Here is a 24,148-nt window from a genome sequence, read left to right on the forward strand (position 1 = left end):
CTCACGAACTCGAGAACTGGGTGATCCCGGCGATGGTGGTCATCGCGCCCTTCAACTTCGCCTCGGCCGAGGCCTCGATGGAGGCGTTCAGCCCGCTCGCCGACAGATCGGTACCGGCCTCGATCGTGATCGCCTGACCGGCCTTCAGCGTCAGGTTGCCGCCGGCCTCGATCGTGATGTCGCCGCCGGACTGCAGATCGAACGTGGAGCCGCCGTACGAGATGACCACCGAATCGTCGGTGACGGTGATGAGGTTGCCATTCGGGAGCTGGATCTCGAAGCGCCGCTCGCCGCCGTCGTCGGGCACCGTGTACACGATCTCGTCCGGCTCGGCGTCGGGTGGTGGCATCGACTCGTCGTGCACGATGCCGATCACCACCGCACCGTTCACGTCGCCGCCGGCGAACGCGACGACCACGAGGTCGCCGACGCGTGGGAGCGCCGACAGACCGGGGCGCCCCACGCTCACCGGGACCCGCTGCAGCTCGAGCGCGCTGCCCCTCAGCCGCACGTTGCACTCGAGATGCCGGTCGCCGTTCCCGCCCGAGTTGGTCGCGACGTCGGTGACCGTGCCCAGCTCGGCCGTACGTCGGGTGGCGAGCTCCTCGCGGACGACGGCGCGCATCACGGTCAGCAGGCTGCTCATGCCGCCTGCTCCAGACGCACGTGGCTCGCGAACCCGTCAGCGCGGCTCATGCGGTGTTGCACGTCCGCCACCCGGAACGCCGGCGGCTCGCCATGGGGCCAGTCGCCGACTTCGATCGAATCGCCGACACGCAGGGAGGCCACGCCGCGCACGGCGAGGCGGCCGGTCGCGGCGGCTCGGCTCGCGAGCACCTCGATGCCGCCGCGGAACGTGTCGGCCCCGCTCTGATCGCGGATCGCAGCCGGCACCAGCGTCGGCTCGCCCGGCGCGCCGCCGTCGGGCTCGCGCAGGAGCAGGTGCCACTTGTCGCCGCCGAGCGGGCTCGCGGCGCCGTGCGGGACCACCTGTGGGGTGGGCTCGGCCATCGATCGCACGATCGCGACATCGAGCAGCTCGGCGCCGTAGCGATAGCCGCCCGCACCTCCGAGCAGGCTGCCGGCGGCCGAGGCGGCGGCGTCGGCGAGCCCTCCGAGCGCCCCACCACCACCGGCGACGAGCATCGACAGGGCGCCGTCCGGCTCGGTGGTCAGCTGGCCGCCGACGAGGCGAGCGAGGTCGTTGGCGTGCCGCCACGCGGTGCGGTGCTCGTCGACGTGGTACGCGGCGAGCGGGTCGCCGCTCGCGAGCTCGCCGGTCCTGACATCGGCCTCGCCGGCCAGCGTCGAGATGATGTCGGCGGCCGTCTGGTCGAGGAAGCTCTGCCCGACCCTGACCCGCTGGAGACGGCCGGGTTCGGCGTGGACGTCGAGCCGGACGCCCCACGGCGCACCCGTGGCGCGCTGGACGTCACCGGTGAGCACCAGCTCGTTCTCGCCCTCGTAGCCGAGCGAGACCTCGACCGGCGCGCCCGGCTCGGTCGCCGCCACCGGCGAGTACCAGCTGAGGGCCAGCGTGGCCGCGTCGACCGACGGCCCGCTCCCGATCGACACCGACATCGCGATCAGTCCCGACTCGGGGATCGACAGCGACCGTCCGTCCACGACGATCTCGGCGGTCGGGACACGACTCACGTGAAGAGCCCTTCGAGATCGAGACCCTGCCGTCGCGCCTCGTGCGCAGTGGCCTCGCCGACCAGCTCGGCGAGCTGCGCCGCGAGGAATGGTGCGTGTGCAGGATCGGCGGATCCGAGCTCGTGAAACTGGCTGTCCGGTGCCTGATCGACGCCGCTCTGACGGCCGTCGATCCTCGGGGCGACCCGCTGCGCCTCGACGCCGGACGACGGAGCGGGGCCGGCAGCCACGGGCACCGGCTCGATCTCGGCTGTCGGAGCCTCGTGCCGCTCGGGCGGCGCGGTCGCCGGCCGGGGCTGGTACCGCTCGGCGAGGTCCGCCAGCGTTCGGATCGCCGGCGGCCGGGTGGCCGGCGAGTCGGTCACCGGTGCTGCGCCCGGATGCATCGGCGCAGCCGGCCTGCGCATTGTCGCGTCGGTCTCGCGGTCGTGCGGGATCGCGGCGGGTGCCGGTGCGGCGGCGGTGGGCGCCGACGGCGCCTGTGCCCGGCTGCCGACGTGGCCGCCAGCGGCGGCGCCGACCCGGCGTGCACGTGCCGAGGAGCGAGCGGCGGCGAGCGGGCGTTCGAGCGGGCGTCCTGCGGCCGAGACGACGACCGGGCCGGTGGTCGTCGGGCGGGTCGGGGCTGCGGCGAGTTGCGTGGCGTCGCCCGAGTCCGACGCGGCGGCTGCCGGCCTCGACAGCCGGTCACGCGCCGCAGTGGCCGGCGTCACGTCGGGTCGGTCGTGGCTGCGGCGACGTGCAGCAGTCGCCCGCCCGCCGATCGGGGCGGCGTGCGGACGCACCGGTCCCGGTGCCGCTGGGCGGGGAGCGGCGGCGGTGCGCTCGGGCACCGGTGCGGGTGCCGCCAACGACGCCCGGCGCAGGAGCTCGTCGGGTGCGTCGACGGCAACTGCGTCGGTCGTGGTGAGCGCCAGCGCCAGCCGGTCGTCGACGTTGCGCATTGCGTGGACCCACGTCGGCAACGTCCCGCCGAGCGCGGCCAAGGTCGCGCGCCGCTCGTTCTCGGCCAGCAGTGGCTCGTCGCCGACGCGCAGGCGCGACATCACGCGATGGCCGGCCATCGCGGCGTCGAGGCGCGGCGGGCCCGTCAGGCGGTGGGCGTATCCCACGGACCTCCACCCGTCTTGAGCATCTCCAGGTAGAGCAGCACCTGGCCGATCGTCAGCTGAGCGCACTCGTCGGGCGTCCAGCCGAACTCGCGCGACAGCGTGAAGCACGCACGCGCCATCGGCGCCTGCACGGCGTCGCTCAGCTCGCCGTCAGCGAGGTGGAGCCCGCTGATGCGGTTGACCTCGCCCAGCAGGAACTCGACGAGGCCGGCGTGAAGCCGCCCGACCTGTTCGACGCTCAGCGCCGGTTCGACGAGCGCCTGCTGCACCATCAGCACGCTCGACAGCTCGTTCGAGTCCGGCGCGGCCTTGGCGACGCGTTGCAGGTCGTTGAGCTGCAACGGTCGCAGCACGACCGTCGCCGGCCCCTCGACAGGGTCGGCGCCGTCGGACTCGCCATCCTGCCCGCGGCGCGCCGGGGTCAGGATCGACGGCGGGACCTCGACGGTGAACGTCGTGTCGCCGCCGGCCAGGAGCGCTTCGGCGGTGATGGTGCTCACCCGTCGCTCATTCCGACTCGTCGACGGCACTGATCCAGAGCGCCTTGAAGGTGGCGCCCTCGAGCACGAAGTCGTCCTCCGGCATGTGGTGGCTCCAGCTGTCGATCTTCACGCCGTGGATCGCGATCGTCGACGCCGTGCCCGGCTGGGCCGGGTTCTCGTGACGCAGGGAGAGGTTGAACGTCGGACTGACGAACGCGCCCGCCGGGCGCGTGCCGGCCGCTCCCTCGCCGAGCATCAGCCGGAGGAGGGCGCCGTTCACGTAGGCGCGGCCGATGCTGCCCGACACGTTGACGTTCCCGTAGCGGACATCGGTCGGATACCGCTGCCCGATCTCGTGGAACGCCTTGACGTCGGACACCACCTCGACGCGAACGTCGGTCGCCCGCCCGATCGGTGTGAGGCCGAACTCGTCGGCCACCACGGCCGCGGCGTCGCCTTCGACGCCCGATTCGACGGCGACGCTGATCGAGCCGTCCATCCCGGTGTACACGCTGGTCATGTTGATCTCCTGTCTGAAGCTGGACGGTCGGTCACTGGAGGTTCATCGTGACGCGGACGAAATCGATCGAGAACGTGGGCAGGAGGGTCATCGTCACCTGCGCGATCCCCCGGATCTCCTGCTGTCGCGTGGCGGTCACGGAGAGCTCGTAGGACACGAGCATCTCGTCGAGCACCATCTGCGACAGGAAGCCGTCGAGGGTCGCCTGGAGTGCGGACCTCACGCGCGAGTTGTTCAGTCTGCCGATGTACGGGTCGCTGCTCTGGCGCACACCGGCCTTGGCGAAGTCGACGATCCGCCGGATGCTGATCTGCTTGAAGGCCCCGGTGTCGGTCGTGATGCCCTTCACCACCTGGAAGCCGAACTTGCGGCGCACCAGCAGCATCCGGTTCTGCAGCAGGTTCTTGTAGGCGGTCGACGTGTAGTGCGGCGTGATGTTGTCGACCGCCAGCGTCTTGTTGGTGAGGCTGACGTGCGGGGCAACGGTGGCGAGGCGGCCTGCGACGACTGCCGCGAGGTAGCTCGCCGGCAGGTCGACGACCGCCCTGGCCGCAGCATCCGTCGTGACGAGGCCCGGTCCGACCAGCACGACGCGGTCGTCGGCGATCGCAGTCGCCTCGGCGAGAGGTGCGCTGACGTCGGTCGACGTGCCCGCGTCGGCGACGCCGAGCACGGCGATCCGCTCGTTGCCCTCGTTCTCGGTCCGTTCGAGGTGGCCGGCGACGACGCCGCGCACCGCGCTCGACCCGAATCCCGCGACGAGCACGAGCTGGACGGGCTGGTCCTCCAGCACGGCGAGGCCGGCGCCGACGTCGATGCTGCTGACGACGGGCTCGTCGGCGCCGCCGGCGAGCGGTTGCGCCGGGTCGAGCGTGGCGAACCCCGACGTCCCGTTCGACACGGCACCGACGGTCACGAGGCTCGACGTCGCCATCGCGGCGTGCACTGCGGCGACGTCGGCGCCCTCGAACGTCTCGGTGACGTTGCGGTACGAGAGCGAGAGCTTCCAGTTCGCCGCGCCGGGCGCGCCCTCGTCGACGATCTTGACCGTGATGAGATCGCCCCAGCTCCCCTCGTCGACGGCGGTCAGGGTGAACGCCGCCGTGCCGCCGTCGGTCAGCAGGTCGAGCGTCGCGGCCGACGGGTCACCGGCGGCGATCCGCACCGCGTACACGCTGCGGGCCCCGCCGCGAAACGCCTGCTCGAGGGCACGGGTCAGCGTGAGCGGCGATCCGGCGACGTTCGGCGAGACGAAGGAGTCGTAGGCGCCGAACAGGTCGAGGGCCTCGGCGTAGCTGCCGATCGCCCGCACCTCGTTGCGTGGGCCGCGAGCCGCGGTGCCGACGATGCCGATGTTGCCGGTCGCGATCGCGCCGGCGCTGATGAGGCCTTCCGACCGGACCTCGATGTACGTGCCGGGAAGGATCATCTCGGCAATCGACTCGCTCATGGTGAGCTCCCTTCGCTGTGTTGGGTTGTCGGCCTCGATGCCGCGGGGCGCGTCATGGGACCGGGACGGAGAACAGTTCGGGGCCGAACGTGGAGGTCACGTCGACCGTGCGGATCGGGCCGCCACCGCCACCGAGCGCGACGAGCTCGACCTCGGCGTCGATCGCGTAGGTCAGACGGCGGCGCCGCCCGTTGCCGTGCGTCGCGAGCGGCGGTTCGATCTCGCCGAACTCGACGGGTGCGATGCTGACCAGCCCGGCGATGCCGCCGCGGCTCGCCGGTACGAGCGCCGCGTCGGCGAGCCGGCTCACGTCGTCGACGGACGTGTCGTTCGCGCCGTACACGTCGACGACGAGCTCGCCACGAACTCGATCGAGCGTGACCTCCCACTCGCCGATCGAGTACGCGACCGACAGGAGGCCCGTCGACGGCAGCGGATCCCCGAAGACCACCGTGCCGAGCGCCGGGGTCGCCAGCGCTTCCCCACTGCCCGGCGTGGCGGACGTGACGGTGACCGGTGTGCCGTCGATGTCGATCGAGATGTCGTCCCCCGTCAGGGTGTCGACCTCGACGCCGTCGGCGGCCACCGCGGGGCCGAATGGCAGGAACAGCGTGAGGCGATCCGTCGAGACGAGGTCTGCGGTGGACCCGTCGAGGAACGTCGCGACCGGGTCGGCGAGGTCGATCGAGCGCTGGACGGGCAGGGCGCCGGTCCGGCTCGGTGCGGGACGATCGCCGATGCCGTTCATCGGACGCTCGAGTGCCTGGGCGTGCAGCACGATCGAGGGGAGGTCGGCCGCATCCACCGGTGCGGCGACACCGACCGTCGCAGCGGGCGCGCCGACACCGATCGCCGTGCCCAGCCGGTCGAGGAGCTGCGGGACGCTCACAACCCGAGGGCCCCCTTCACGCCATCGAGCAGCGCAGGCACCGCGTCGACCTCGGCGGCGACGGCGTCGAGCGCCGGCATGACCGGCGCGACCGGGTCGCTGATCGAGGGGAGGGCACCGAGCAGATCGGGCAGCTCCAGGCCGTCGAGCAGGCCGGCCGCGAGGTCGCTGAGGTCGGGGAGCAGGTCGGCGCCGAGCTCGTCGAACGGCAGCGGCGGTTCGGGCGGTTCGACGTACTCGCGCAGCGTGATCGAGTAGTGGCACTCGCCGTTGCTCGCGGCGCGCTCGGACACCTCCAGGCCGACGATCAGCACCTCTTCGAGCTCGGTCGCGGTCGTGATGTCGGCGACGAAGGTCACGGGTTCACCGGCGAGGAACCTCTCGCGGACGGTGCCGAGGAACTCGTCGCGGGCCTCGTCGCCGAACAGCGATCCGATGAGGCGAACCTCGAGCGACGAGGTACCCAGGTCCTGCTGCAGGTCGCCGCGCAGCCCGGGGACGGGCAGCACAGCGACCCGCTTCGACTCCACCGCCTCGACGGACGTCAGGTTGGGCACCTGCCAGTCCGCGATCATCGGCCGCACGATCATGCGGAACAGTGAAGGTGCGGCATCGTCGTCGGACCGTCGCGGTCCCGTCGCGCAGCCGTCGACGGTCGGCGCAGGCCGGCGGTGACGGGCTCAGCGGCTGGATCCGGCGGCGACCGGGATGCCCTGCGCGGCGTGCTCGGGGCAGCCGCGCCCGCGTTCGGCAGCGACCGCTTGCATGATCGACGCCAGGTCGAGCGACGGCTCGACGCCGAACTCCTCGCGCAGCTCGTCGCGGTACCGCTCGAGCTGCCGGCGCGCCTGACCGAGGCTGCCCTCCCAGCAGTACGCCCACAGCAGCACCCGCTGGCTGCCCTCGCGCAACGAGTCGGCAGCGCTGAGGCGGATCGCGACGTCGAGCGCTTCGGGGATGCGACCGGCCCGCACCAGCGCGTAGGCGAGCGCCTCCATGAAGTGCAGTTGCAGCTGCGTGAGTCGTTCGCGTTCGGCGATCACCCAGTCGTCGTACCAGCCGGGCAGCAGCTCGGCGACGAACGCCCGCCGATCGACGTCGACCGCGGCGCTCACATCGAGGCCTCGGTGCACGAGGTCCCAACCCGACTGCTGCAGATCGCGGGCGTCGACGGACACGTCGTCGCCCAGCTCGATGCAGCTGCGATGCACGCTGACGAGGTCGACGCCCGTCGGGGCGTCCATCCGCCAGATCGACGACCGCAGGTTGGCAGCGGCTCGCTCGTCGGACTTCTCGGGCCACAGGATGGCCGCGACGAGCGAACGTTCCTGGGGCCCGTCACTCAGGGCGAGATAGGCGATCAGGCGCCGCGTCGAATCCGGCAGATCGATCGCGATCCCGTCATGGGACACGCTGAACCCGCCCATCAACCGGACATGCGTGCCCGTGGAGGCCGCTCTCGATCCTCGATCTGCACTCGCGCCGTGTGCCATGAGATCCCACTTCCTCAGGCCGTGATGTGCGTCGGTCCCCGGCTCCCCCACCGACGGTGGCGTCATTGTGGCAGGCACGATCGAGGCTGAGTAGGGGAAATTCGCGCTGTCGGTGTGATATCGACGTCAGCAGTCCCGCGACGCGCGCACGGCGTCCACACGACTCCGTCGCGACGCGACGCGACGACGATGATGACGTGACGAGCGCACCGGGGGAACGTGCCGCACTGCTGTTGACGGTCCGGCGAGCGGGCTCTGCACCGCTGATCTCGATCACGCCCGCGTACGAGCCGTCGTCGCTCCAGGAGCGCCTCAACACGACGAGCACGGCCGAGGCCGTCGCCTACATCAGCCGCTGGTTGGAAGCGCAGACCTCGACGCTCGACGAGCCGGACCCGGAATGACCGCGAACCGAGTGGACCCGCGAACTCGGGACGGGTCGGTGGACGCGATCGGAGGACGTCCGGGCCACGCGATGACGCCGCTCAGGCGGCGAGACCGTCGCTGCTCGGGTGTGCGGGGCGTCGGGGAGCCAGGCTGCGGACCACCTCGGTGACGAGCAGGACGACGAAGAACTGGGCGACGCTGAGCCCGGCCATGGTGGCCCCGCCGGCGGTGCCGGCGTGGAAGCTGATGGCGAGGCCGGCGACGACGGCGAGCGCACCGAACAGCATCGAGACGATCATCATCGCCGGCACGCGGCGGACGAGCAGCGACGCCGTGGCCGGCGGGCCGACGAGCAGGCCGAACACGAGCAGGGTGCCGACGGCCTGGAAGCTGGCGACGATGCTGATGGCGAGCAGCATCATCAGCGCCAGGTGGGTGGCGCGGGGCCGAAGACCGAGCGACTGGGCCTTCATCGGGTTGAACGTGAGGGCGAGCAGCGGGCGGTACAGCACCACGGTCGCAGCGATGACGATTGCTGCGGCGACGAGTTGGACGTTGATGTCGCTGCGTGTCACACCGAGCACGTCACCGAACAGCAGCGAGGTGACCTCGGTGCTGAACGATCGTGCCTTGGAGACGATCACGATGCCGAGCGAGAGCATTCCGACGAACAGCAAACCGATGCCGGTGTCTTCGCGCACGACCGTGCGGGCGGACACGAGCGAGACGACACCGCCCATCACAGCGGCCGCCACGAGCGCGCCGACGATCGGGCTGAACCCCCACAACACGGCGAGGGCGATGCCGGGAATCACGCCGTGAGCGAGAGCGTCACCGAGGAAGGCGAGCCCACGGAGCACCACCCACGTGCCGACGAGCGAGGTTGCGACGACGGCGACGAGACTCCCGACGAGCGCTCGCTGCATGAACGCCGGCTCGAACGCGTCGAGAAACCACTGCACGGCGCGACGCTACCCGTGTCGAGAGCGGGCACCAAGGAAATCTCGGAATCATTCTCGAATCAAGGTTGGTTGTCGATAACGTCGAGACGTGACCGCCGCCGTGACCATCTGCGACGTACATGTCGACTACGGGTCCGTGCACGCCGTCGGCGACCTGTCTCTCGAGATCCCGCAAGGCGCGTCGGTTGCCGTCATCGGCCCGAACGGATCGGGCAAGTCGACCCTGCTCAAGGTGATCGCAGGGGTCGTCGAACCGACGTCGGGCTCGGTCGACACGCACGACAACGACACGGCGATCGTGCTCCAGTCGACCGACGTCGACAAGAGCGTGCCGATCACCGTCCGCGACACCGTCGCCATGGCGCGCTTCCAACGGCTCGGGCTCCTGCGTCGCTTCGGCAGAGACGACCGCGAGGCGATCCGGACTGCGCTCGAGCGGCTCGACATCGCCGATCTGGCCGGCCGCCAGATCCACCACCTCTCGGGCGGTCAGCGCCAGCGGGTCTTCGTCGCCCAGGGTCTCGCCCAGGACGCTCCGGTGCTGCTGCTCGACGAACCGCTGACCGGGCTCGACGTAGTGTCCCGGACGATCATCGCCGGCGTGCTCGCCGACGAGCACACGGCGGGCCGCACGATCGTCACGACGACGCACAACTTCGCTGACGCCGAGCAGGCCGATCTCGTCCTGCTGCTCGCCACTCGCTTCGTCGCATTCGGGACGCCCGACGACGTCTTCACCGAAGAGCATCTCCGCAAGGCGTTCGGTGGCCGGTTCGCGCGCGTCGGCGACACCCTCGTGGTCGACGATCCGCACCACCACCACCACTGACGTCTCAACGCTCCGGCGGGCGATTCTCAACTGTTCCCAGAACTCGCTCCAGGCGATACCGTACGGGCCGTGACCGCAGACCGAATGCACGACGACGTCGCCGAGCTCCTGCGCAGCGGCGACCACCGGTACACCAACGGCCGCCGGCGCGTGGTCTCCGCGTTGCAGGCCAGCGACGGTCCGGTCACGATCCCGCAGATCCTCGAACTCGACGGCTCGCTCGCCCAGTCGAGCGTGTACCGCAACCTCTCCATCCTCGAAGAGGTCGGCGCAGTGTCCCGCATCGTCACCCACGACGACCACGCCCGCTACGAGCTGGCCGAGGCGCTGACCGATCATCACCACCATCACCTGATCTGTTCCAGCTGCGGATCGGTGAGCGACGTCGAGCTCACCGAACAACTCGAGCGGACGATCGACGAGGCCCTGCACCGTACGGGCCAGTCGTACAACTTCCGCGTCGACGGCCATCGCCTCGACCTCGTCGGGGCCTGCGCCGACTGCGCCTGAAGAGCCCCGCTCGTGTCCTGAACGCGAACGTCCCCCGGCGCCGAGCACCGGGGGACGCGAGCTCCCGCAGAGGGGGTCGGCGGTCAGCCGAGCGCGTCGCTGATGTTCTGCGCGTTCGACCGCACCATGCCGAGGTAGGTCTCACCGTCGGACCCGGGCTCACCCAGTGAACCCGTGTAGAGCTCGACCACCGCGATCTCGCCGACCTCGTCCGCGAGCACGTTGACGAACTCGTCGGACGCCGTCGTCTCGGCGAAGATCGCCGGCACGCCCTCGGCCTCGATCACTTCGGCCAGTTCGGCCAACTCGCCTGCGCTCACGTTGCCGGTCGTCCCGCCGCCAGGGATGATGACCCCGGCGACCTCGAACCCGTAGCGGTCGGCGAAGTAACCGAACGTGTCGTGGTTCGTGACGAGCACTCGCCCATCGGCAGGGATCGCGTCCACGAGCGCGACCACCTCGGCGTCCAGCGCCTCGAGCTCGGTGACGTATGACGCTGCGGCCGCCTCGAGCTGCGCGGCGTCGAGCCCGACGACCTCAGCTGACAGGAAGGCGACCATCCCCTCGACCGCAGAGGCCATCCGCAGCGGGTCCATCCAGAAGTGCGGGTCGTCGCCGCTGTGGTCGTGGCCCTCGTGGTCGTGATCCTCGTCACCCTGCTCCTCGTCGCCATGGTCCTCGTCCTCGTCACCATGGTCGTGATCCTCGTCGCCATGATCCTCGTCACCATCGTCGTGATCCTCGTCGCCATGGTCGTGGTCCTCGTCCTCGTCACCATGGTCGTGGTCCTCGTCACCGTGATCCTCGTCGCCATGATCCTTGTCCTCGTCGCCGTGGTCCTCGTCGCCATGGTCATGATGGTCGTGGCCGCCCTCGCCGAACTCGATCGTCTCGATGGCCGACAGCGCTTCGAACGTCGGCACGCCGTCGTCGCGGGCGGTGTCGATCACGTCGACCAGGCCCTCTTCGAGGGCGCCACCGTTCGCCACGAGCGCGTCCGCGCTGACCATCTGGTCGACCTCTTGCGCCGACGCCTGGAAGTCGTGGGGGTCGGCTCCGACGGGCAGGATCGTGACGACGCTTGCCTGGTCGCCCACGATCTCTTCGACCACGTCGCCCAGGATGCTCGTCGTGACGACGATCGTGGGCTGCTCGGCGCTGTCGGCCTGCTCGGGCTGATCGCCCGCCGCCTGCTCGGTGCTGTCGGCCTGCTCGGTGCTGTCGGCCTGCTCAGGTTGATCACCAGCTGCGCCATCGGCTTCTCCCGGGTCAGCGGTCACCTCTGCCGCGTCGGGCGCCTCATCGGCATCGGACGAATCGTCGTCCGATCCACACGCAGCAGCCACCAGCGTGAGGGCTGCAAGGGCGGCCAGCATCGGCCGCCGACGAATCGAGCTCATGAATCATCAACTCCGTTTTGAGAATGACTACTACTCCGGCAACGGTAGCGAGGTGAGAAGCCCTCTCACAACCGGCTCGCGGCCGTCAGCCGCAGCAGGTGTGTTCGAGCGAGTCGGCGGTGAACGTGCGATACGCCATCCACGCCGCCACCGCGGCGATCGCCAGCCCGGCGGTCGGGTCGGCCCACCACCATCCGAGCGCGGCGTTGGCAGACAGCCCGACGAGCAACGCGGCGGAGAGCAGCGTGCAGACGTTGGTCTGCGCGGCCTCGGCGACGGCGGCCTGCGAGCCGAGGGCGAACGCGAGGCGGCGCTTCGCGGCAGCCAGCACGGGCATGACCACCAACGACAGCGCGGCGATCGCGATGCCCGGCGCGGACGCGTCGGGCTCATGGCGCCCGACGAGGTCGATGACCGCCGAGATCGACACGTAGGCGGCGAGCGCGGCGAACGACCAGGCGACGAGTCGCCGCGCTCGATCGTCGGCGGGAAGTCGGCAACCCGTGCGTCGTTCCTGGTGCAGTCGCCACGCGAGCACGAGGGCGGCGGAGACCTCGATGCCGGAGTCGAGCCCGAACGCGACGAGGCTGACCGAGGAGGCAGCGACGCCGGCGGCGATCGCGACGATGCCCTCGACCGCGTTCCAGGCGATCGTCAGCCGGTTGAGCAGCGTGGCACGACGAACGATCTGCTCGCGATCGCTCGTGGTGTCCGCGACGTCGACGCTCACGACCGGCCTCCCGTGAGCGCCGACGATGAGTCGTGCTCGTCGCACGCCGGCAAGGTGGCGGCGACGACGAGCAGGGCGCGAATGGCGTCGGCGAGCTGCGCGGACACGAGGTCGTAGTGGAGGTGGCGCCCCGCCCGGCGGGCGCGGATCAAGCCGCAGCCGCGCAGGCAGGCCAGGTGATTGGAGAGGTTGGAGCGCGACGTGCCGATCGCATCGGCGAGATCGCTCGGGCACTGCGACCCGTCGAGCAGACGGACCAGCACCGCCCGCCGGATCGGATCGGCCAGGGCGAGGCCGATGCGATCGAGGCCGTCGAGTGGGTCGGTGCGGGTGTCGGGGGGCGAGACGACCCGCCGCTCGACCAACAGTTCAGGCATGCATGAACCATAACAGTTCAGTCGCAGCTGAACTCGTGCGGCGCAGGATGCGACCGCACATCACACGCGACAGGGTGGGCAGGATGTGCTGTGGCGTCGCTGCTTGCCACCGTTCGTGCGGCCCGTCATGGGAGGATGGGCGGTCGTGGATTGCCAGATCCTGAGCGCACCGGTCTGACGTGGACACCTCAACAGTCGACCATCCGGCCCCGGCGCCCGAGCACGTCCACCGGGGCGCGTCGGTGGGGGCATGGCTCGTGCTCGCGGTCCTGCTCGTGGCAGCTCTGGCGAGGAATCGCGTGGCGGCGTTGGGCGGCGACGACGTGCGGCTGTGGGGGACGCTGTTCGTGTCGATCTCCGTGCAGGCGTTGCCGTTCCTCGTGCTCGGCGTCGTGATCAGCGGCCTCGTTGCGGCGTTCGTGTCGCCCGAGTTCGTCGAGCGCATCGTTCCTCGCCGTCCCGTGGTCGCGGTACCGGCCGCCGGCGTCGCCGGGTTCGCGCTGCCGGGGTGTGAAGGCGGCTCGGTGCCGATCGCCGGGCGGTTGATCAGCACCGGCACGCCGCCTGCGGCGGCGTTGACGTTCCTGCTGGCGGCACCGGCGATCAACCCGGTGGTGATGATCGCGACGGCGGTGGCGTTCCCGGCCGACCACCGGGTCGTCGTCGCACGGTTCGTGGCATCGTTCGCAGCGGCGGTGGCGGTCGGCGCATGGTGGGCGAACCGGACGGGCTCGTCGTTGATCTCCCAGGGGCACGGGCACGAGACGCCGACCGGCGGTCGGTGGGCGCGGTTCTCATCGTCGGCCGCTCACGATCTCGTCCATGCCGGCGGCTACCTGGTCGTCGGAGCGATGGCGGCTGCGACCCTCCAGCTCGTGGTGCCGAGCTCGATCGTGCGATCGGCGGCCGGCGACGAGGTCGTCGCGATCGCCACGATGGCGCTGCTGGCGGTCGTCTTGTCGATCTGCTCGGAGGCCGATGCGTTCGTCGCCGCCGGGATGCCCCAGTTCTCGCTGTCGTCGCGTCTCGTGTTCATGGTGGTCGGGCCGGTGGTCGACCTCAAGCTGATCGCGATGCACGCCGGCGTGTTCGGGCGCCGCTTCGCGATGGTGTTCGCACCCGTGGCGCTCGGCGTGGCCGTGCTGTGCGCGGTCGTCGTCGGGCAGGTGCTGCTGTGAACCGCGAGGGACGTGGTGCGCTGATGCTGGCGCTGGGCGCGATGCTCGTGCAGCTCGTGTGGTCGGGTGGGTTCGGGTCGTTCGTCCAGCAGCACATGCGGTGGCCACTGGGCGCGGCGGCGGCCGCGATGCTCGTGCTCGGTGCGCACGACATGCTCGGAGCCGACCGTGAGCGTCGTCGAGGCGGCGAGCTCCGGGGCGCGGCGCCCCTCGTCGGCTGGCTGCTGCTGCTCCCGATCGCCGTCCTCGTCGCCGTGGCTCCGACCGCGCTCGGCAGTGACGCTGCGACGCGCGCCGAGGCCTTCGAGCCGGCCCAGCGGGGCAACGTGTTCGACCCGTTGCCGGACGACGGGCCGATCGAGATGAGCATGTTCGACTTCATCGACCGTGCGCTGTGGGATCCGCAGCGCGGCCTGGAGGGTCGCGAGGTCGTCGTGGAGGCCTTCATCGTCAGCGACGACCGGTATCCCGCCGGTGTGTTGCTGACGCGCTTCATGGTCAGCTGCTGTGCAGCCGACGCGCTCCCCCTGCAGATCGCGGTCCCCACATCGGCACGGCTCGCCGACGACACGTGGGTTCGAGCGACGATCGAGTGGAGCCCGCCGGCCGTCGACGCCGCGCCGTCGAGGTTCGTCGAGGCGACCCTGCTCGACCTGGTCGAGCTCGACGAGGCGCCGGCGTCCCCCTACGAGTCGCCCTACTGACGACAGATCGGCGCGTCCGTCGGATCAGGCCGGTGGCGGCTCGGCCGCCGGCAGCGAGAGTCGCACCGAGATCGCGGTCCGCGTGCGGTCTGCCACGGCGTTCGGGGGCGGCGACGGTCTCGCGTCGTGGACATTCGTGGTGGTCCCGGATCGTCGGGGCGGCCCGATGATCATCGGTCGGCGGAGCCCGATCGATTCAGTCGTCGGCCAGCACGTAGATCGCAGCGTCGAGTTCACCGGCCGGGGTCCGCACCGTCGTGACGGTGCGCCGATAGCCCGGGCCTTCGAACGCGTCGAGCAGATCCCAATGAGCTGGCAGGGCCTCGGACTCGAGGACGACGACCTCGACGACACCACCGTCCGCCGCATCGAGCACGATGCCCGGGAACCCCAGCTCTGCGCCCCAGCCTGCATCGCGGAGCTCACCTCGCACCGTGCCCTCGATCCACCGGCCGAGGAGGTCGGCGAGGACGTGCTCGTTCGGGCGGCCCGGAGCGAGCGTGCCGTAGACGGCGAGCCGGCGGATCGACTCGAGCGCGTTCACGCGGTCAGCGGTCGCGGACCGCTGCGTAGTTGGCCTTGATCAGCCGGTGGGCGGCCTGCTGCCGCTCGATCGCGGCCGGGTCGAGGTCGGTGGTTGCCGGCATCTCGGTGCCGAAGTGGCCGAACTCGTCGACGCCGCGCACCAGGACAGCGGTGTCACCGTCGTGCATCACCTGGCGACAGTGCGGCGCGAGGTACTGGGCGTTGAACCCGATCCGGCGATCGTCACTGCGGTTCGGCAACGACGAGTGGACCGTCCACCCGTGGTGCAACGACATCTCGCCCACCTCCAGCGGCACGTGGACCCCAGCGGCGAGATCGACCTGTTCGATGTACTGACCGAGGTCGAGCACGTCGTCGTCGGCTCGCCGATCGGGAGTGACGTGGTCGACGCGGCCACCGAGGTGACTGCCGGGCACCATCTGCATGCAGCCCGACTCGGCGGTGGCCGGCGACAGCGCGAGCCACGCCGTCACCTGGGCGTCGTCGTCGCTCAGCCCCCAGTAGGTCAGGTCCTGGTGCCAGTTCACCTTGGCCGGCGAGTGGGGCTCCTTGATGACGTACATCGAGTTGTAGAGCAGGATGTTCGGGCCGATGCACGCCTCGACGGCGTCGAGCACCCCCGGATGGGTCGCGAGCTCCCACGTCGAGGTGAGGATCAGGTGCATCTTGTCCTGGTAGTGGACGGCCCCGATCTGCGCCTCGGCCGACTCCAGGTGCGCCCGGTGGGACCGCGCCGACTCGGCGTCGAGCACGCGGATCGGCGCGACGAAGCCGTTGCGCCGGTAGGGCGCCGCCACGTCGGTGTCGGTCATCATGAGCATCCTCCGGCAATGGTTGCGACAGCGGCGCGGGCGCGGCGACGCAGGTCCGCCGGCGGTGCGCCACCGCGGGCGAGCGCCATCAGGCCTTGCATCACGAGCGTCAGTGTCGCAGCGGCGGCGTCGGGCTCGACACCCGGAGCGAGTCGGTCGAGCTCGGCGGCGCGGTACACCTCGCGCTGCAACCCGTGCTCGATCACCTCCAGCCCGGTGCGGAGCGCGTCGGCGAACGCTCGGCCGGGATCGTCGGCCTCGAGCGACGTCGTCGTGAGCAGGCAACCCCAGAGGCGGCCGCCGTCGCCCGACTGGGTGACCGAGCTCTCGAGAAACGCCGTGAGGTTGTCGATCGGGTCGCCCTCGCCGGTGAGGTGCTTGTCGACCCGGCGTCGCACCACCCGGTCGACGTAGTGGTCGACGACCGCCGTGCCCAACCCCTCCTTGGTGCCGAATCGCCGGTAGATCGACGGCGCCTTCAGCTCGAGCGCGCCCTCGAGATCGCGGATGGAGGTCTGCGACCAGCCGCCCTGCCACAGGGCGGTCATCGCGCGATCGAGGATCTCGTGGTCGTCGAACTTCGGAGGTCGTGCCATGCGTGTCGGGCCCTGCCGTCGAACTTGCAAAGATAGCGAACGCTACTTAATCTAGCCCGAGACGCCCTCGACGACAAGGAGCCGCCATGTCCGATCTCGACGCCACCCCGCTCACCAAGCAGTACGCCACCGTCAACGGGAAGCAGATGGCGTACCACGAGTCGGGCGAGGGCCGCTCGGTGGTGTTCCTGCACGGCAACCCGACGTCGTCGTACCTGTGGCGCAACATCATCCCCCACGTGTCCGGGCAGGCCCGGTGCATCGCGCCCGACCTGATCGGCCAGGGTGACTCCGACAAGCTCGACGACACCGGACCGGGTTCGTACACCTTCGTCGAGCACCGCGGGTACCTCGACGGACTGCTCGACCAGCTCGACCTCGGCGACGACGTCGTGCTCGTCATCCACGACTGGGGCTCGGCACTCGGGTTCGACTGGGCCAACCGCCACCGTGACCGCGTCGCCGGCATCGTCTTCATGGAGGCGATCGTGCGACCCGGGAGCTGGGACGACTTCCCCGACGCTGCCCGTGGCATCTTCCAGGGGTTCCGCTCCGACGCCGGTGAAGAGATGGTGATCGGCAAGAACCTGTTCGTCGAGGCGGTCCTGCCCGGCTCGATCCTCCGCACGCTCACGCAGGAGGAGCACGACGAGTACCGCCGCCCGTTCACCGAACCCGAGCACCGCCGCCCCACGCTCACCTGGCCCCGCCAGATCCCGATCGACGGTGAGCCTGCCGACGTCGTCGAGATCGTCCAGTCGTACGCAGATTGGCTGTCGACGTCCGACGTGCCGAAGCTGTTCGTGAACGCCGATCCGGGGGCGCTGCTCGGCGACGACCAGCGCGCCTTCGTCCGCGCCTGGCCCGACGTCACCGAGGTCACCGTCACCGGCAGCCACTTCATCCAGGAGGACAGCCCCCACGAGATCGGCGAAGCGATCGCCGCCTGGCTGCCCACCCTCGACGCCTGATGGGCACGTCGACACCCGCCGGCCGCCTCGTCGAAGCGTTCGGCGACTGCGAAGCGATGGCGGCGATGTACACCGACGACGTCACCTGGCGCCTCAACCACTCGCTCGCCCCGAACGTCAAGGGGCCCCATGTCGGCAAGGACGCGGTCGGCGCGTTCAACCGGGCGGTCTTCGGCAAGTTCTACGAGGACGGCTCGGTCACCGTCGACATCCACGACGAGATCGGCGACGAGCACGCGTCGGTCGTCCGGTTCGACTTCCACGCCACCAGCGCCCGCGGTCACGCGTACGACGTCGAGTACGTGCTGATCGCGACGACACGCGACGGCCTCGTCTGCGACGTGGTCGAAGTCCTCGACACCCTCGCGTCCAACGAGCAGCACCAGGGCAACCGGGTCGGCGTCCCGCCCACCGATCCGTCCGGCACCTGACCCACGGCCACGACTCACGTCACGTCCCATCAGGAGACCCGCATGCCCGCCTACCAGCCGACGGCCGACCAGTTCCGCGCCTTCCGCGACGACCCGTACGACGGGCCGATCGCCCAGGTCAACCTGTTGAAGTTCCGCGTCAAGGCCGAGTACGCAGCCGACCACGACCTCCACGGCGTCGACGAGCCCGGCTCGGCCGCGTACGAGCGCTACGTCGACGCCTTCCAAGTCGCTGCCGAGGAGGTGAGTGGCTCCTGCCTGCTCTTCGGACGGACCGAGCGCTACTTCATCGGCCAGGGCGATTGGGACGCCGTCCTGGTCATGCACTTCCCGAACCGGGCGGCGTTCATCCAGACGCTCAACCACCCCGACTACCACGCGATGCACCAGCACCGCGACGCCGGCCTGCTCTGCCAGGAGCTGATCACCACCCGCCCGGTGAACTGAGGCTCCGACGTCCGGCGGCTCAGAGGGCGAGCGGATGGGACCGCCCGATCGACTGACCCAGATCAGAACTCGGTGATGACCGTGATCCCGAGCGCCGGTTCGTCGTCGAGGTGGGTGAGCACCTCGACCCCTCCGTGCAGATCCACCCGTCGGCCGATCAGCCGGTCCGGGCGCAGGTCGCCTCTCGCCGTCAGCTCCAGGACGCCGGCGAGGCCCGACGGTGCGATGCCGTGCGAACCGACGATCGTGAGCTCGTGCGCAACGACCAGCGACGCAACGACGTCGCCGAAGCTGGCTGGGCCGGGCAGGAGGCCGACCTGGACGTGGCGGCCTCCCCGCCGCAGGCTGGCGACTGCGTCGGCGACGACGCGCGGCGCGCCGACGGCGTCGAGCGTGACGTGCGGGCCGTCCCCGTCGAGGTCCGGCAGGCTCGTGCGCGCCTCGTCCGGATCGAACACGAGCGCCGCCCCGGCGTCGAGCGCGAGCGCGCGGGCCTCGGGCCGCGGATCGATGCCGATCGGCTTCGCGCCGAGCGCCGCCGCGATCATCACGGCGGACACTCCGACGCCGCCGCACCCGTAGATCGCGACCCACTCGCCCGCTTGGGTTCTGCCCTGGTCGACGACTGCCCGGTAGGCGGTCGAGAACATGCAGCCGAGCAGGGCACCGGTCTCGAAGTCGACCGAGTCGGGGAGACGCACCAGATTGAAGTCGGCGTTGTGGACCACGACCCGCTCGGCGAAGGAACCCCAGTGCGTGAAGCCGGGTTGCGTCTGGTCAGGACAGATCTGAGGCTGGCCGGCCACGCAGTACCCGCAACGTCCACAGCCCGACACGAACGGCACCGCCACCCGGTCACCGGGCGACCACTGCGCGACGTCGCCTCCGACCTCGGCGACCACGCCGGCGAACTCGTGGCCGGGCACGTGGGGGAAGTGCACGATGTCGGGATCGTGGCCCTGCCACCCGTGCCAGTCGCTCCGGCAGATCCCGGTCGCCCGCACCTCGAGCACGGCATCGCCTCGGTCGCACGTCGGCTCGGGAAGGTCCCCGACGGTGATCGGCCCGCCGAAGGACGAGTACGACGCAGCTCGCATTCGATCGAGTCTGACAGAGGCACCCGGAGCTGCCCACGACCACGCCCGTGCGTGGCCGTCACCTCACGGCTCCGACACCGCCGGAAGGTGAGGGCCGCCGGCCGCACCGGACGCGGCCCCCGCCGATGCGCGACGCCTCGCCCGTCACATCGACGCGTCGATCGACCCGCGCCTCGCGATGGCGCTCGCCGACGGCAGCGACATCGACCGCGACGAGGTCACGGTGGCGGTCGAGCATGCGTCGGCCGGTCTGATCACCCGCCGGTGAGGACTCCGCACCGGCATCGCCCTCGGCGTCGAAGCGAGCGATCCAGCGATGAGCGCGCTGGTGAGACGGGCCCATTGCTGTGGCCAGCTGAGCAACTGGCCGTCGAAACGCCACCGGCGCAACGAGAAACGTCGACACACGCCGACACTGGCGCGCCGCTCACACCCCCGACGACGATCCACGCGGCGGGATGGCTCGTCGGTGGGCACCGCGCCGCAGCAGCAGCCCGGCAAGCACGAGCAGCAGCGCCAGCGAGAGGCCGGGACCGGCACCGCTCCCCGTCGCCGGCAGGCTTCCGGCGAGCGGCGGGTCCGCCACGGTCGTCGGCGGGACGGCCGGGGGGTCGGCGGCGATCACCTCGACGGGAGCAGAAACGACCCGCCCGGACTCTTGGCCGACCAGCTCGACCCGGTGCATCCCCGGTTCGATCGAGGTCGGGACCGTGAACGTGAACACGATCGACCCGGCATCGTCAGCGGTCGTCGAACCGAGCTCGGTCGGTGTCGAGTAGATGGTCGCCGTCACCTCCTCAGCGGCATCGAACCCGTCCTCGGTGATCGTGATCTGCTCACCCTGACGAACCGTCTTGGGAAGGCCGGTCAGGCCGTCGTCGTCGGGATCCATCGGGTTGGTCCCGGCATTCACCTCGGCGCCATCGTTCACGCCACCGCCGTCGGAGTCGGCAAGAAGCGGATCGGTCTCCGACAACAGCACCTCGTCACCGTCACGCAAACCGTCGCCGTCGGTGTCGGACACGTTCGGATCCGTACCCGCCTCGTTCTCGCGCTCGTCGGACAACCCGTCACCATCGCTGTCCTCACCACCGTTGCCGTCGTCCCACGGCTGCTGCGGGTCCGTGCCGTCCAGGCACTCCTGGATGTCGTCGACCCCACCATCATCGGTGTCCACGAGCAACGGATCCGACGTGCGGGTCCCACCGATGATGCAGAACACTCCGTTGACCTCTTCGCCGTCCCAGAGCCCGTCACCGTCAGTGTCGTGGTTGCGCGGGTCGGTGCCGATCGCCGCCTCCTCGGAGGCGGTCAGCCCGTCACCGTCGATGTCGATGTCGTCGTTGTCGTCGGAGGGATCCAGCGGATCGGTCCCGGCATGCACCTCGTCTCGATCGTTCAGGCCGCCGCCGTCGGTGTCGGCGACCTCCGGATCGGTGTTCAACGCGAACTCCTGTGCGTCGCTCACCCCGTCACCGTCACGATCGCGGTCGTCGTCCAACGGATCCGTCGGATCCAGCGACGCGTTGATCTCCACACCGTCCTGTACTCCACCGTCGTCGGAGTCGACGTCCATTGGATCGGTCCCCAAGAACAGCACCTCGTCACCGTCACCCAATCCGTCGTCGTCGGTGTCGAACAGATGCCGATCCGTACCCACCGCTCGCTCGCGCTCGTCGGACAACCCGTCACCATCGGTGTCCTCACCACCGTTGCCGTCGTCCCACGCCTGCTGCGGATCCGTGCCCTCCCGGCACTCCTGGAAGTCCTCGACCCCACCACCATCGGTATCGCGGACCAACGGATCCGACGTACGGCTCCCGCCCTCGCACGTCACCCCGTTGACCTCGTCCCCGTCCGAGAGCCCGTCACCATCGGTGTCCGGGACGAACCGCTCCGTTCCCAGCGCGTCCTCCTCGGAGTTGGTCAGCCCGTCACCGTCGGCGTCGATGTCATCGCCGTCGTCGGCGGGATCGAACGGATCGGTCCCGGCACGCACCTCGTCCCCATCGTTCACGCCACCGCCGTCGGTGTCGGCGACGAGTGGATCGGTGTTCCAGCGCGAGAACTCGTCCGCGTCGCTCACCCCGTCACCGTCACGATCACGGTCGTCGTCGGACGGATCGTTCGGATCCAGCAACACGTCGATCTCCACACCGTCCCAGACACCGCCGTCGTCGGAATCGAGGTCCAGCGGATCGGTGCCCCACAACAGCACCTCGTCACCGTCACCCAACCCGTCGCCGTCGGTGTCGAACAGATGCCGATCCGTGCCCAACGCTCTCTCGCGCTCGTCGGACAGCCCGTCACCATCGGTGTCCTCACCACCGTTGCCGTCGTCGAAGGCGAGCTGCGGATCCGTGCCGTCCAGGCACTCCTGGAAGTCGTCGACCCCACCACCGTCGGTGTCCGCAAGCAACGGATCCGACGTACGGCTCCCCCCCTCGCACGTCACCCCGTTGACCTCGTCGCCGTCCCACCACCCGTCGCCGTCGGTGTCGCGGTTGCGCGGGTCGGTGCCGATCGCCGCCTCCTCCTCGGTCGTCAACCCGTCGCCATCCGGGTCGTCACGTGCAGCGACGTCGTCGCTGGGATCCAGCGGATCGGTCCCGGCGTCGACCTCGTCGCCGTCGTTCTCGCCGCCGCCGTCGGTGTCGGCGTCGAATGGATTCGTGCCGATCTGGGCTTCGGTGGCGTCGTCGAGGCCGTCGCCGTCGGCGTCCGGAAGCTCGTCGTACTCGTCGTCGGCGGCGTCGAGGGGGTCGCTGCCGCGCCGGACCTCGGCGCCGTCACCGACGCCGCCACCATCGGTGTCGACGACGCCCGGGTCGGAGCCGATCGAGTCCTCGTAGTCGTCGGGAAGACCGTCACCGTCGGAATCGGTCGCGTCGTCGTCGGGGTCGAGCGGGTCGGTTGCGAGCGCGAGCACCTCGATGCCGTCGTCGATACCGCCGCCGTCGGTGTCGGGGTCGTCGGGGTTCGTGCCGAGGTCCGACTCCTCGTCGTTGGTCAGCCCGTCGAGGTCGTTGTCGCTCGACCCGTCGTCGTCGGGATCGAAGGGATCGGTGCGGCTGAACACCTCGGGGCCGTCGTCGGTGCCACCACCGTCGGTGTCCGCGACGTTGGGGTCGGTGCCGACCAGAGTCTCCTGGAAGTCGGTGAGCAGGTCGTCGTCGGTGTCGCGCTGGAGGGGATCGGTGGAACGGACGATCACCTCGTCGAAGTCGTCGAGGCCGTCGCCATCGGTGTCGACCCTCTCCGGGTCGGAGCCGATCGAGTGCTCGTAGTCGTCGGGTAGGCCGTCGCCATCGGTGTCCTCGGGGTCGTCGGACGGATCGAGCGGATCGGTGAACGTCAGCAGCAGCTCGATCCCGTCGTCGATGCCGCCGCCGTCGGTGTCGGCGTCGAGTGGATTCGTGCCGAGGACGTTGACCTCCCAGCCGTCGGTGATCCGGTCGCAGTCGTTGTCGGGGCTCTCCGAGGGGTCGGGCTGTCTGCACAGGTCGGATGCCGGCGTGAACGACAAGAGGCCCGCCTCCCCGTTCTCGATGTCTCTCGGCCAGCCGTCGCAGTCGCCGTCGGGGACGACGATCGTGTCGCGGTCGATCCCGGCGTTCTCGATCAGATCGTCGACCGTCTTGGGCGGATACGGGTCGGCGCAGGCGCCGGACAGCGACCGGTCGTCGTTCGCGTTCAGCGGATTGGTGCCGGTGCGGACCTCGGCGCCGTCGTTCACCCCGCCGCCGTCGGTGTCGGCGTCGCTCGGGCTGGTGCCCTCGATCGTCAGCTCTCGCCCGTCTCTCAGCCCGTCGCCGTCGGAGTCGGCGTCGAGCGGGTCGGTCTCGTGCACGAGCACCTCGTCGCCGTCGCTCAGCCCGTCGCCGTCGGAGTCGGCGTCGCGGGGGTTGGTGCCGTGGATCTCGAACTCGTCGATGTCGGTGAGACCGTCGCCGTCGGAGTCGGCGGGCGGCTCCTCGCCACAATCCGGGTCGGTCGCCGGATCACACGGCGGCTCCTCGTCACAGTCCGGGTCGGTCGCCGGGTTGCAGGGTGGCTCCTCGTCGCAGTCAAGATCGATCGACGGGTCACACGGCGGTTCAGTGTCGTCGCCATCGCAATACGGGTTGTCGACGAAGTTGGTCTCGCCGATGTCGAAGCCCCAAGGCCCGTTCTCGCTGTCGGAGCAGTCGATGCTCCACCCCGGAGTCGAGGCCGGATCGAGCGGGTCAGCGGGGCTGTCGAAGACGGCGGCGTCGTATCCGATGAGTCGCAGGATCTCCTCGAAGTCGGAGAAGCCGTCGCCGTCGGTGTCCGGATCGGCAGGGTCGGTGCCGTACACGTTCAGCTCGTCACCGTCGGAGAGCCCGTCCCCGTCGGAGTCGACGAGCAGCGGGTCGGTGCCGTACAGGTCGACCTCGTCGCCGTCGCCGAGGCCGTCACCGTCGGAGTCCGGATTCAGCGGATCGCTCCGATCGCGAAAATGAGTGATCTCGGTGCGGTCATCGCGACCGTCGCCGTCGGTGTCGGCGAGCAGCGGATCGGTCGGGAACGCTCCGCGGAAACCCAGGA

General features: G+C 70.3%; 25 protein-coding genes and 2 pseudogenes. 8 read left to right on the top strand and 19 right to left on the bottom strand.

The window, feature by feature from the left end:
• Nucleotide 1 precedes the first annotated feature (1 nt).
• The 9 genes from QNJ12_RS07195 to QNJ12_RS07235 all read right to left on the bottom strand — a co-directional run bounded on the left by QNJ12_RS07195 (nt 2) and on the right by QNJ12_RS07235 (nt 7,521).
• Nucleotides 2-646 (bottom strand): hypothetical protein, encoded by a 645-nt coding sequence (locus tag QNJ12_RS07195; protein WP_300620869.1) that lies wholly within the window; start codon nt 644-646, stop codon nt 2-4.
• Nucleotides 643-1,656 (bottom strand): hypothetical protein, encoded by a 1,014-nt coding sequence (locus tag QNJ12_RS07200; protein WP_300620872.1) that lies wholly within the window; start codon nt 1,654-1,656, stop codon nt 643-645. The genes QNJ12_RS07195 and QNJ12_RS07200 overlap by 4 nt, the downstream gene beginning before the upstream one ends.
• On the bottom strand, nt 1,653-2,768 hold the full coding sequence (locus QNJ12_RS07205) for a hypothetical protein (RefSeq protein ID WP_300620875.1): 1,116 nt from the start codon (nt 2,766-2,768) through the stop codon (nt 1,653-1,655). The genes QNJ12_RS07200 and QNJ12_RS07205 overlap by 4 nt, the downstream gene beginning before the upstream one ends.
• On the bottom strand, nt 2,747-3,268 hold the full coding sequence (locus QNJ12_RS07210) for a hypothetical protein (protein ID WP_300620877.1): 522 nt from the start codon (nt 3,266-3,268) through the stop codon (nt 2,747-2,749). Before QNJ12_RS07210 ends, QNJ12_RS07205 begins: the two co-directional genes overlap by 22 nt.
• Nucleotides 3,269-3,275: 7 nt before the next feature.
• Nucleotides 3,276-3,770, bottom strand: a complete 495-nt coding sequence (locus QNJ12_RS07215; protein WP_300620880.1) for a hypothetical protein — start codon at nt 3,768-3,770, stop codon at nt 3,276-3,278.
• 31 nt (nt 3,771-3,801) lie between these two features.
• On the bottom strand, nt 3,802-5,220 hold the full coding sequence (locus QNJ12_RS07220; protein WP_300620882.1) for a hypothetical protein: 1,419 nt from the start codon (nt 5,218-5,220) through the stop codon (nt 3,802-3,804).
• A 52-nt stretch (nt 5,221-5,272) separates the two neighbouring features.
• The gene (locus QNJ12_RS07225; RefSeq protein ID WP_300620885.1) at nt 5,273-6,109 is read right to left on the bottom strand and encodes a hypothetical protein; all 837 of its coding nucleotides are present in this window, start codon (nt 6,107-6,109) and stop codon (nt 5,273-5,275) included.
• A complete protein-coding gene (locus QNJ12_RS07230) occupies nt 6,106-6,699 on the bottom strand; it encodes a hypothetical protein (protein WP_300620887.1) in 594 nt (197 codons plus the stop codon). The genes QNJ12_RS07225 and QNJ12_RS07230 overlap by 4 nt, the downstream gene beginning before the upstream one ends.
• A 90-nt stretch (nt 6,700-6,789) precedes the next feature.
• Complete coding sequence (locus tag QNJ12_RS07235; RefSeq protein WP_300620890.1) at nt 6,790-7,521, bottom strand: BTAD domain-containing putative transcriptional regulator; 732 nt, start codon at nt 7,519-7,521, stop codon at nt 6,790-6,792.
• Nucleotides 7,522-7,799: 278 nt separating this feature from the next.
• Here QNJ12_RS07235 and QNJ12_RS07240 point away from each other — a divergent pair, with 278 nt between their 5' ends.
• Nucleotides 7,800-8,006, top strand: a complete 207-nt coding sequence (locus tag QNJ12_RS07240; RefSeq protein WP_300620893.1) for a hypothetical protein — start codon at nt 7,800-7,802, stop codon at nt 8,004-8,006.
• Nucleotides 8,007-8,087: 81 nt separating this feature from the next.
• Here QNJ12_RS07240 and aztB read toward each other — a convergent pair whose 3' ends face one another.
• Nucleotides 8,088-8,951 (bottom strand): zinc ABC transporter permease AztB, encoded by an 864-nt coding sequence (gene aztB / locus QNJ12_RS07245; protein WP_300620895.1) that lies wholly within the window; start codon nt 8,949-8,951, stop codon nt 8,088-8,090.
• A gap of 88 nt (nt 8,952-9,039) precedes the next feature.
• Between aztB and aztA the strand changes: the two genes are divergently transcribed.
• Both aztA and QNJ12_RS07255 read left to right on the top strand, forming a co-directional pair.
• Nucleotides 9,040-9,780: a zinc ABC transporter ATP-binding protein AztA gene (gene aztA, locus QNJ12_RS07250; RefSeq protein ID WP_300620898.1), complete on the top strand. Its 741-nt coding sequence runs from the start codon at nt 9,040-9,042 to the stop codon at nt 9,778-9,780.
• A gap of 69 nt (nt 9,781-9,849) precedes the next feature.
• Complete coding sequence (locus tag QNJ12_RS07255; RefSeq protein WP_300620901.1) at nt 9,850-10,290, top strand: Fur family transcriptional regulator; 441 nt, start codon at nt 9,850-9,852, stop codon at nt 10,288-10,290.
• Between the two features lie 83 nt (nt 10,291-10,373).
• On the opposite strand, the gene QNJ12_RS07260 is transcribed toward QNJ12_RS07255, so the two are convergent.
• The 3 genes from QNJ12_RS07260 to QNJ12_RS07270 form a co-directional block, all read right to left on the bottom strand.
• Entirely contained in the window at nt 10,374-11,690 is a 1,317-nt protein-coding gene (locus tag QNJ12_RS07260) for a metal ABC transporter substrate-binding protein (protein ID WP_300620904.1), read from the bottom strand.
• A gap of 85 nt (nt 11,691-11,775) precedes the next feature.
• A complete protein-coding gene (locus QNJ12_RS07265) occupies nt 11,776-12,420 on the bottom strand; it encodes a cation transporter (protein ID WP_300620907.1) in 645 nt (214 codons plus the stop codon).
• Nucleotides 12,417-12,797, bottom strand: a complete 381-nt coding sequence (locus tag QNJ12_RS07270; protein WP_300620910.1) for a helix-turn-helix transcriptional regulator — start codon at nt 12,795-12,797, stop codon at nt 12,417-12,419. Before QNJ12_RS07270 ends, QNJ12_RS07265 begins: the two co-directional genes overlap by 4 nt.
• A 179-nt stretch (nt 12,798-12,976) precedes the next feature.
• Here QNJ12_RS07270 and QNJ12_RS07275 point away from each other — a divergent pair, with 179 nt between their 5' ends.
• Nucleotides 12,977-13,975: a permease gene (locus tag QNJ12_RS07275; protein WP_300620913.1), complete on the top strand. Its 999-nt coding sequence runs from the start codon at nt 12,977-12,979 to the stop codon at nt 13,973-13,975.
• Nucleotides 13,972-14,679 (top strand): TIGR03943 family protein, encoded by a 708-nt coding sequence (locus QNJ12_RS07280; protein ID WP_300620915.1) that lies wholly within the window; start codon nt 13,972-13,974, stop codon nt 14,677-14,679. The genes QNJ12_RS07275 and QNJ12_RS07280 overlap by 4 nt, the downstream gene beginning before the upstream one ends.
• A 196-nt stretch (nt 14,680-14,875) precedes the next feature.
• Here QNJ12_RS07280 and QNJ12_RS07285 read toward each other — a convergent pair whose 3' ends face one another.
• The 3 genes from QNJ12_RS07285 to QNJ12_RS07295 are packed head-to-tail and all read right to left on the bottom strand — an operon-like array spanning nt 14,876 to nt 16,633.
• The gene (locus QNJ12_RS07285; RefSeq protein WP_367281762.1) at nt 14,876-15,205 is read right to left on the bottom strand and encodes a gamma-glutamylcyclotransferase; all 330 of its coding nucleotides are present in this window, start codon (nt 15,203-15,205) and stop codon (nt 14,876-14,878) included.
• 22 nt (nt 15,206-15,227) lie between these two features.
• The gene (locus tag QNJ12_RS07290; protein WP_300620920.1) at nt 15,228-16,037 is read right to left on the bottom strand and encodes a phytanoyl-CoA dioxygenase family protein; all 810 of its coding nucleotides are present in this window, start codon (nt 16,035-16,037) and stop codon (nt 15,228-15,230) included.
• Entirely contained in the window at nt 16,037-16,633 is a 597-nt protein-coding gene (locus tag QNJ12_RS07295) for a TetR/AcrR family transcriptional regulator (protein ID WP_300620923.1), read from the bottom strand. The genes QNJ12_RS07290 and QNJ12_RS07295 overlap by 1 nt, the downstream gene beginning before the upstream one ends.
• 86 nt (nt 16,634-16,719) lie before the next feature.
• Here QNJ12_RS07295 and QNJ12_RS07300 point away from each other — a divergent pair, with 86 nt between their 5' ends.
• Genes QNJ12_RS07300 through QNJ12_RS07310 form a run of 3 tightly spaced genes read left to right on the top strand, consistent with a single transcriptional unit; the run spans nt 16,720 to nt 18,482 of the window.
• Nucleotides 16,720-17,604: a haloalkane dehalogenase gene (locus QNJ12_RS07300; RefSeq protein ID WP_300620926.1), complete on the top strand. Its 885-nt coding sequence runs from the start codon at nt 16,720-16,722 to the stop codon at nt 17,602-17,604.
• Nucleotides 17,604-18,035, top strand: coding sequence for a nuclear transport factor 2 family protein (locus QNJ12_RS07305; protein WP_300620929.1), 432 nt, complete (start codon nt 17,604-17,606; stop codon nt 18,033-18,035). Before QNJ12_RS07300 ends, QNJ12_RS07305 begins: the two co-directional genes overlap by 1 nt.
• A 42-nt stretch (nt 18,036-18,077) precedes the next feature.
• Complete coding sequence (locus tag QNJ12_RS07310; RefSeq protein WP_300620932.1) at nt 18,078-18,482, top strand: DUF1330 domain-containing protein; 405 nt, start codon at nt 18,078-18,080, stop codon at nt 18,480-18,482.
• A 62-nt stretch (nt 18,483-18,544) separates the two neighbouring features.
• Here QNJ12_RS07310 and QNJ12_RS07315 read toward each other — a convergent pair whose 3' ends face one another.
• The 3 genes and pseudogenes from QNJ12_RS07315 to QNJ12_RS07320 all read right to left on the bottom strand — a co-directional run.
• Nucleotides 18,545-19,579, bottom strand: coding sequence for an alcohol dehydrogenase catalytic domain-containing protein (locus tag QNJ12_RS07315; RefSeq protein ID WP_300620935.1), 1,035 nt, complete (start codon nt 19,577-19,579; stop codon nt 18,545-18,547).
• A gap of 289 nt (nt 19,580-19,868) precedes the next feature.
• Nucleotides 19,869-19,985 (bottom strand): annotated as a pseudogene (locus tag QNJ12_RS23705) (leucine zipper domain-containing protein); the annotation flags it as partial.
• A 21-nt stretch (nt 19,986-20,006) separates the two neighbouring features.
• A pseudogene (locus QNJ12_RS07320) lies at nt 20,007-24,148 on the bottom strand (hypothetical protein); the annotation flags it as partial.

The organism is Ilumatobacter sp. (genome assembly GCF_030065885.1).
Classification (GTDB): domain Bacteria; phylum Actinomycetota; class Acidimicrobiia; order Acidimicrobiales; family Ilumatobacteraceae; genus Ilumatobacter.

Bases quoted from the DNA above. Each gene is read 5' to 3' on its own strand.
- QNJ12_RS07305 (WP_300620929.1), top strand. From the start codon at position 17,604: ATGGGCACGTCGACACCCGCCGGCCGCCTCGTCGAAGCGTTCGGCGAC.
- QNJ12_RS07290 (WP_300620920.1), bottom strand. From the start codon at position 16,037: ATGACCGACACCGACGTGGCGGCGCCCTACCGGCGCAACGGCTTCGTC.
- QNJ12_RS07300 (WP_300620926.1), top strand. From the start codon at position 16,720: ATGTCCGATCTCGACGCCACCCCGCTCACCAAGCAGTACGCCACCGTC.
- QNJ12_RS07220 (WP_300620882.1), bottom strand. From the start codon at position 5,220: ATGAGCGAGTCGATTGCCGAGATGATCCTTCCCGGCACGTACATCGAG.
- QNJ12_RS07195 (WP_300620869.1), bottom strand. From the start codon at position 646: ATGAGCAGCCTGCTGACCGTGATGCGCGCCGTCGTCCGCGAGGAGCTC.
- QNJ12_RS07310 (WP_300620932.1), top strand. From the start codon at position 18,078: ATGCCCGCCTACCAGCCGACGGCCGACCAGTTCCGCGCCTTCCGCGAC.
- QNJ12_RS07230 (WP_300620887.1), bottom strand. From the start codon at position 6,699: ATGATCGTGCGGCCGATGATCGCGGACTGGCAGGTGCCCAACCTGACG.
- QNJ12_RS07270 (WP_300620910.1), bottom strand. From the start codon at position 12,797: ATGCCTGAACTGTTGGTCGAGCGGCGGGTCGTCTCGCCCCCCGACACC.
- QNJ12_RS07315 (WP_300620935.1), bottom strand. From the start codon at position 19,579: ATGCGAGCTGCGTCGTACTCGTCCTTCGGCGGGCCGATCACCGTCGGG.
- QNJ12_RS07260 (WP_300620904.1), bottom strand. From the start codon at position 11,690: ATGAGCTCGATTCGTCGGCGGCCGATGCTGGCCGCCCTTGCAGCCCTC.
- QNJ12_RS07215 (WP_300620880.1), bottom strand. From the start codon at position 3,770: ATGACCAGCGTGTACACCGGGATGGACGGCTCGATCAGCGTCGCCGTC.
- QNJ12_RS07295 (WP_300620923.1), bottom strand. From the start codon at position 16,633: ATGGCACGACCTCCGAAGTTCGACGACCACGAGATCCTCGATCGCGCG.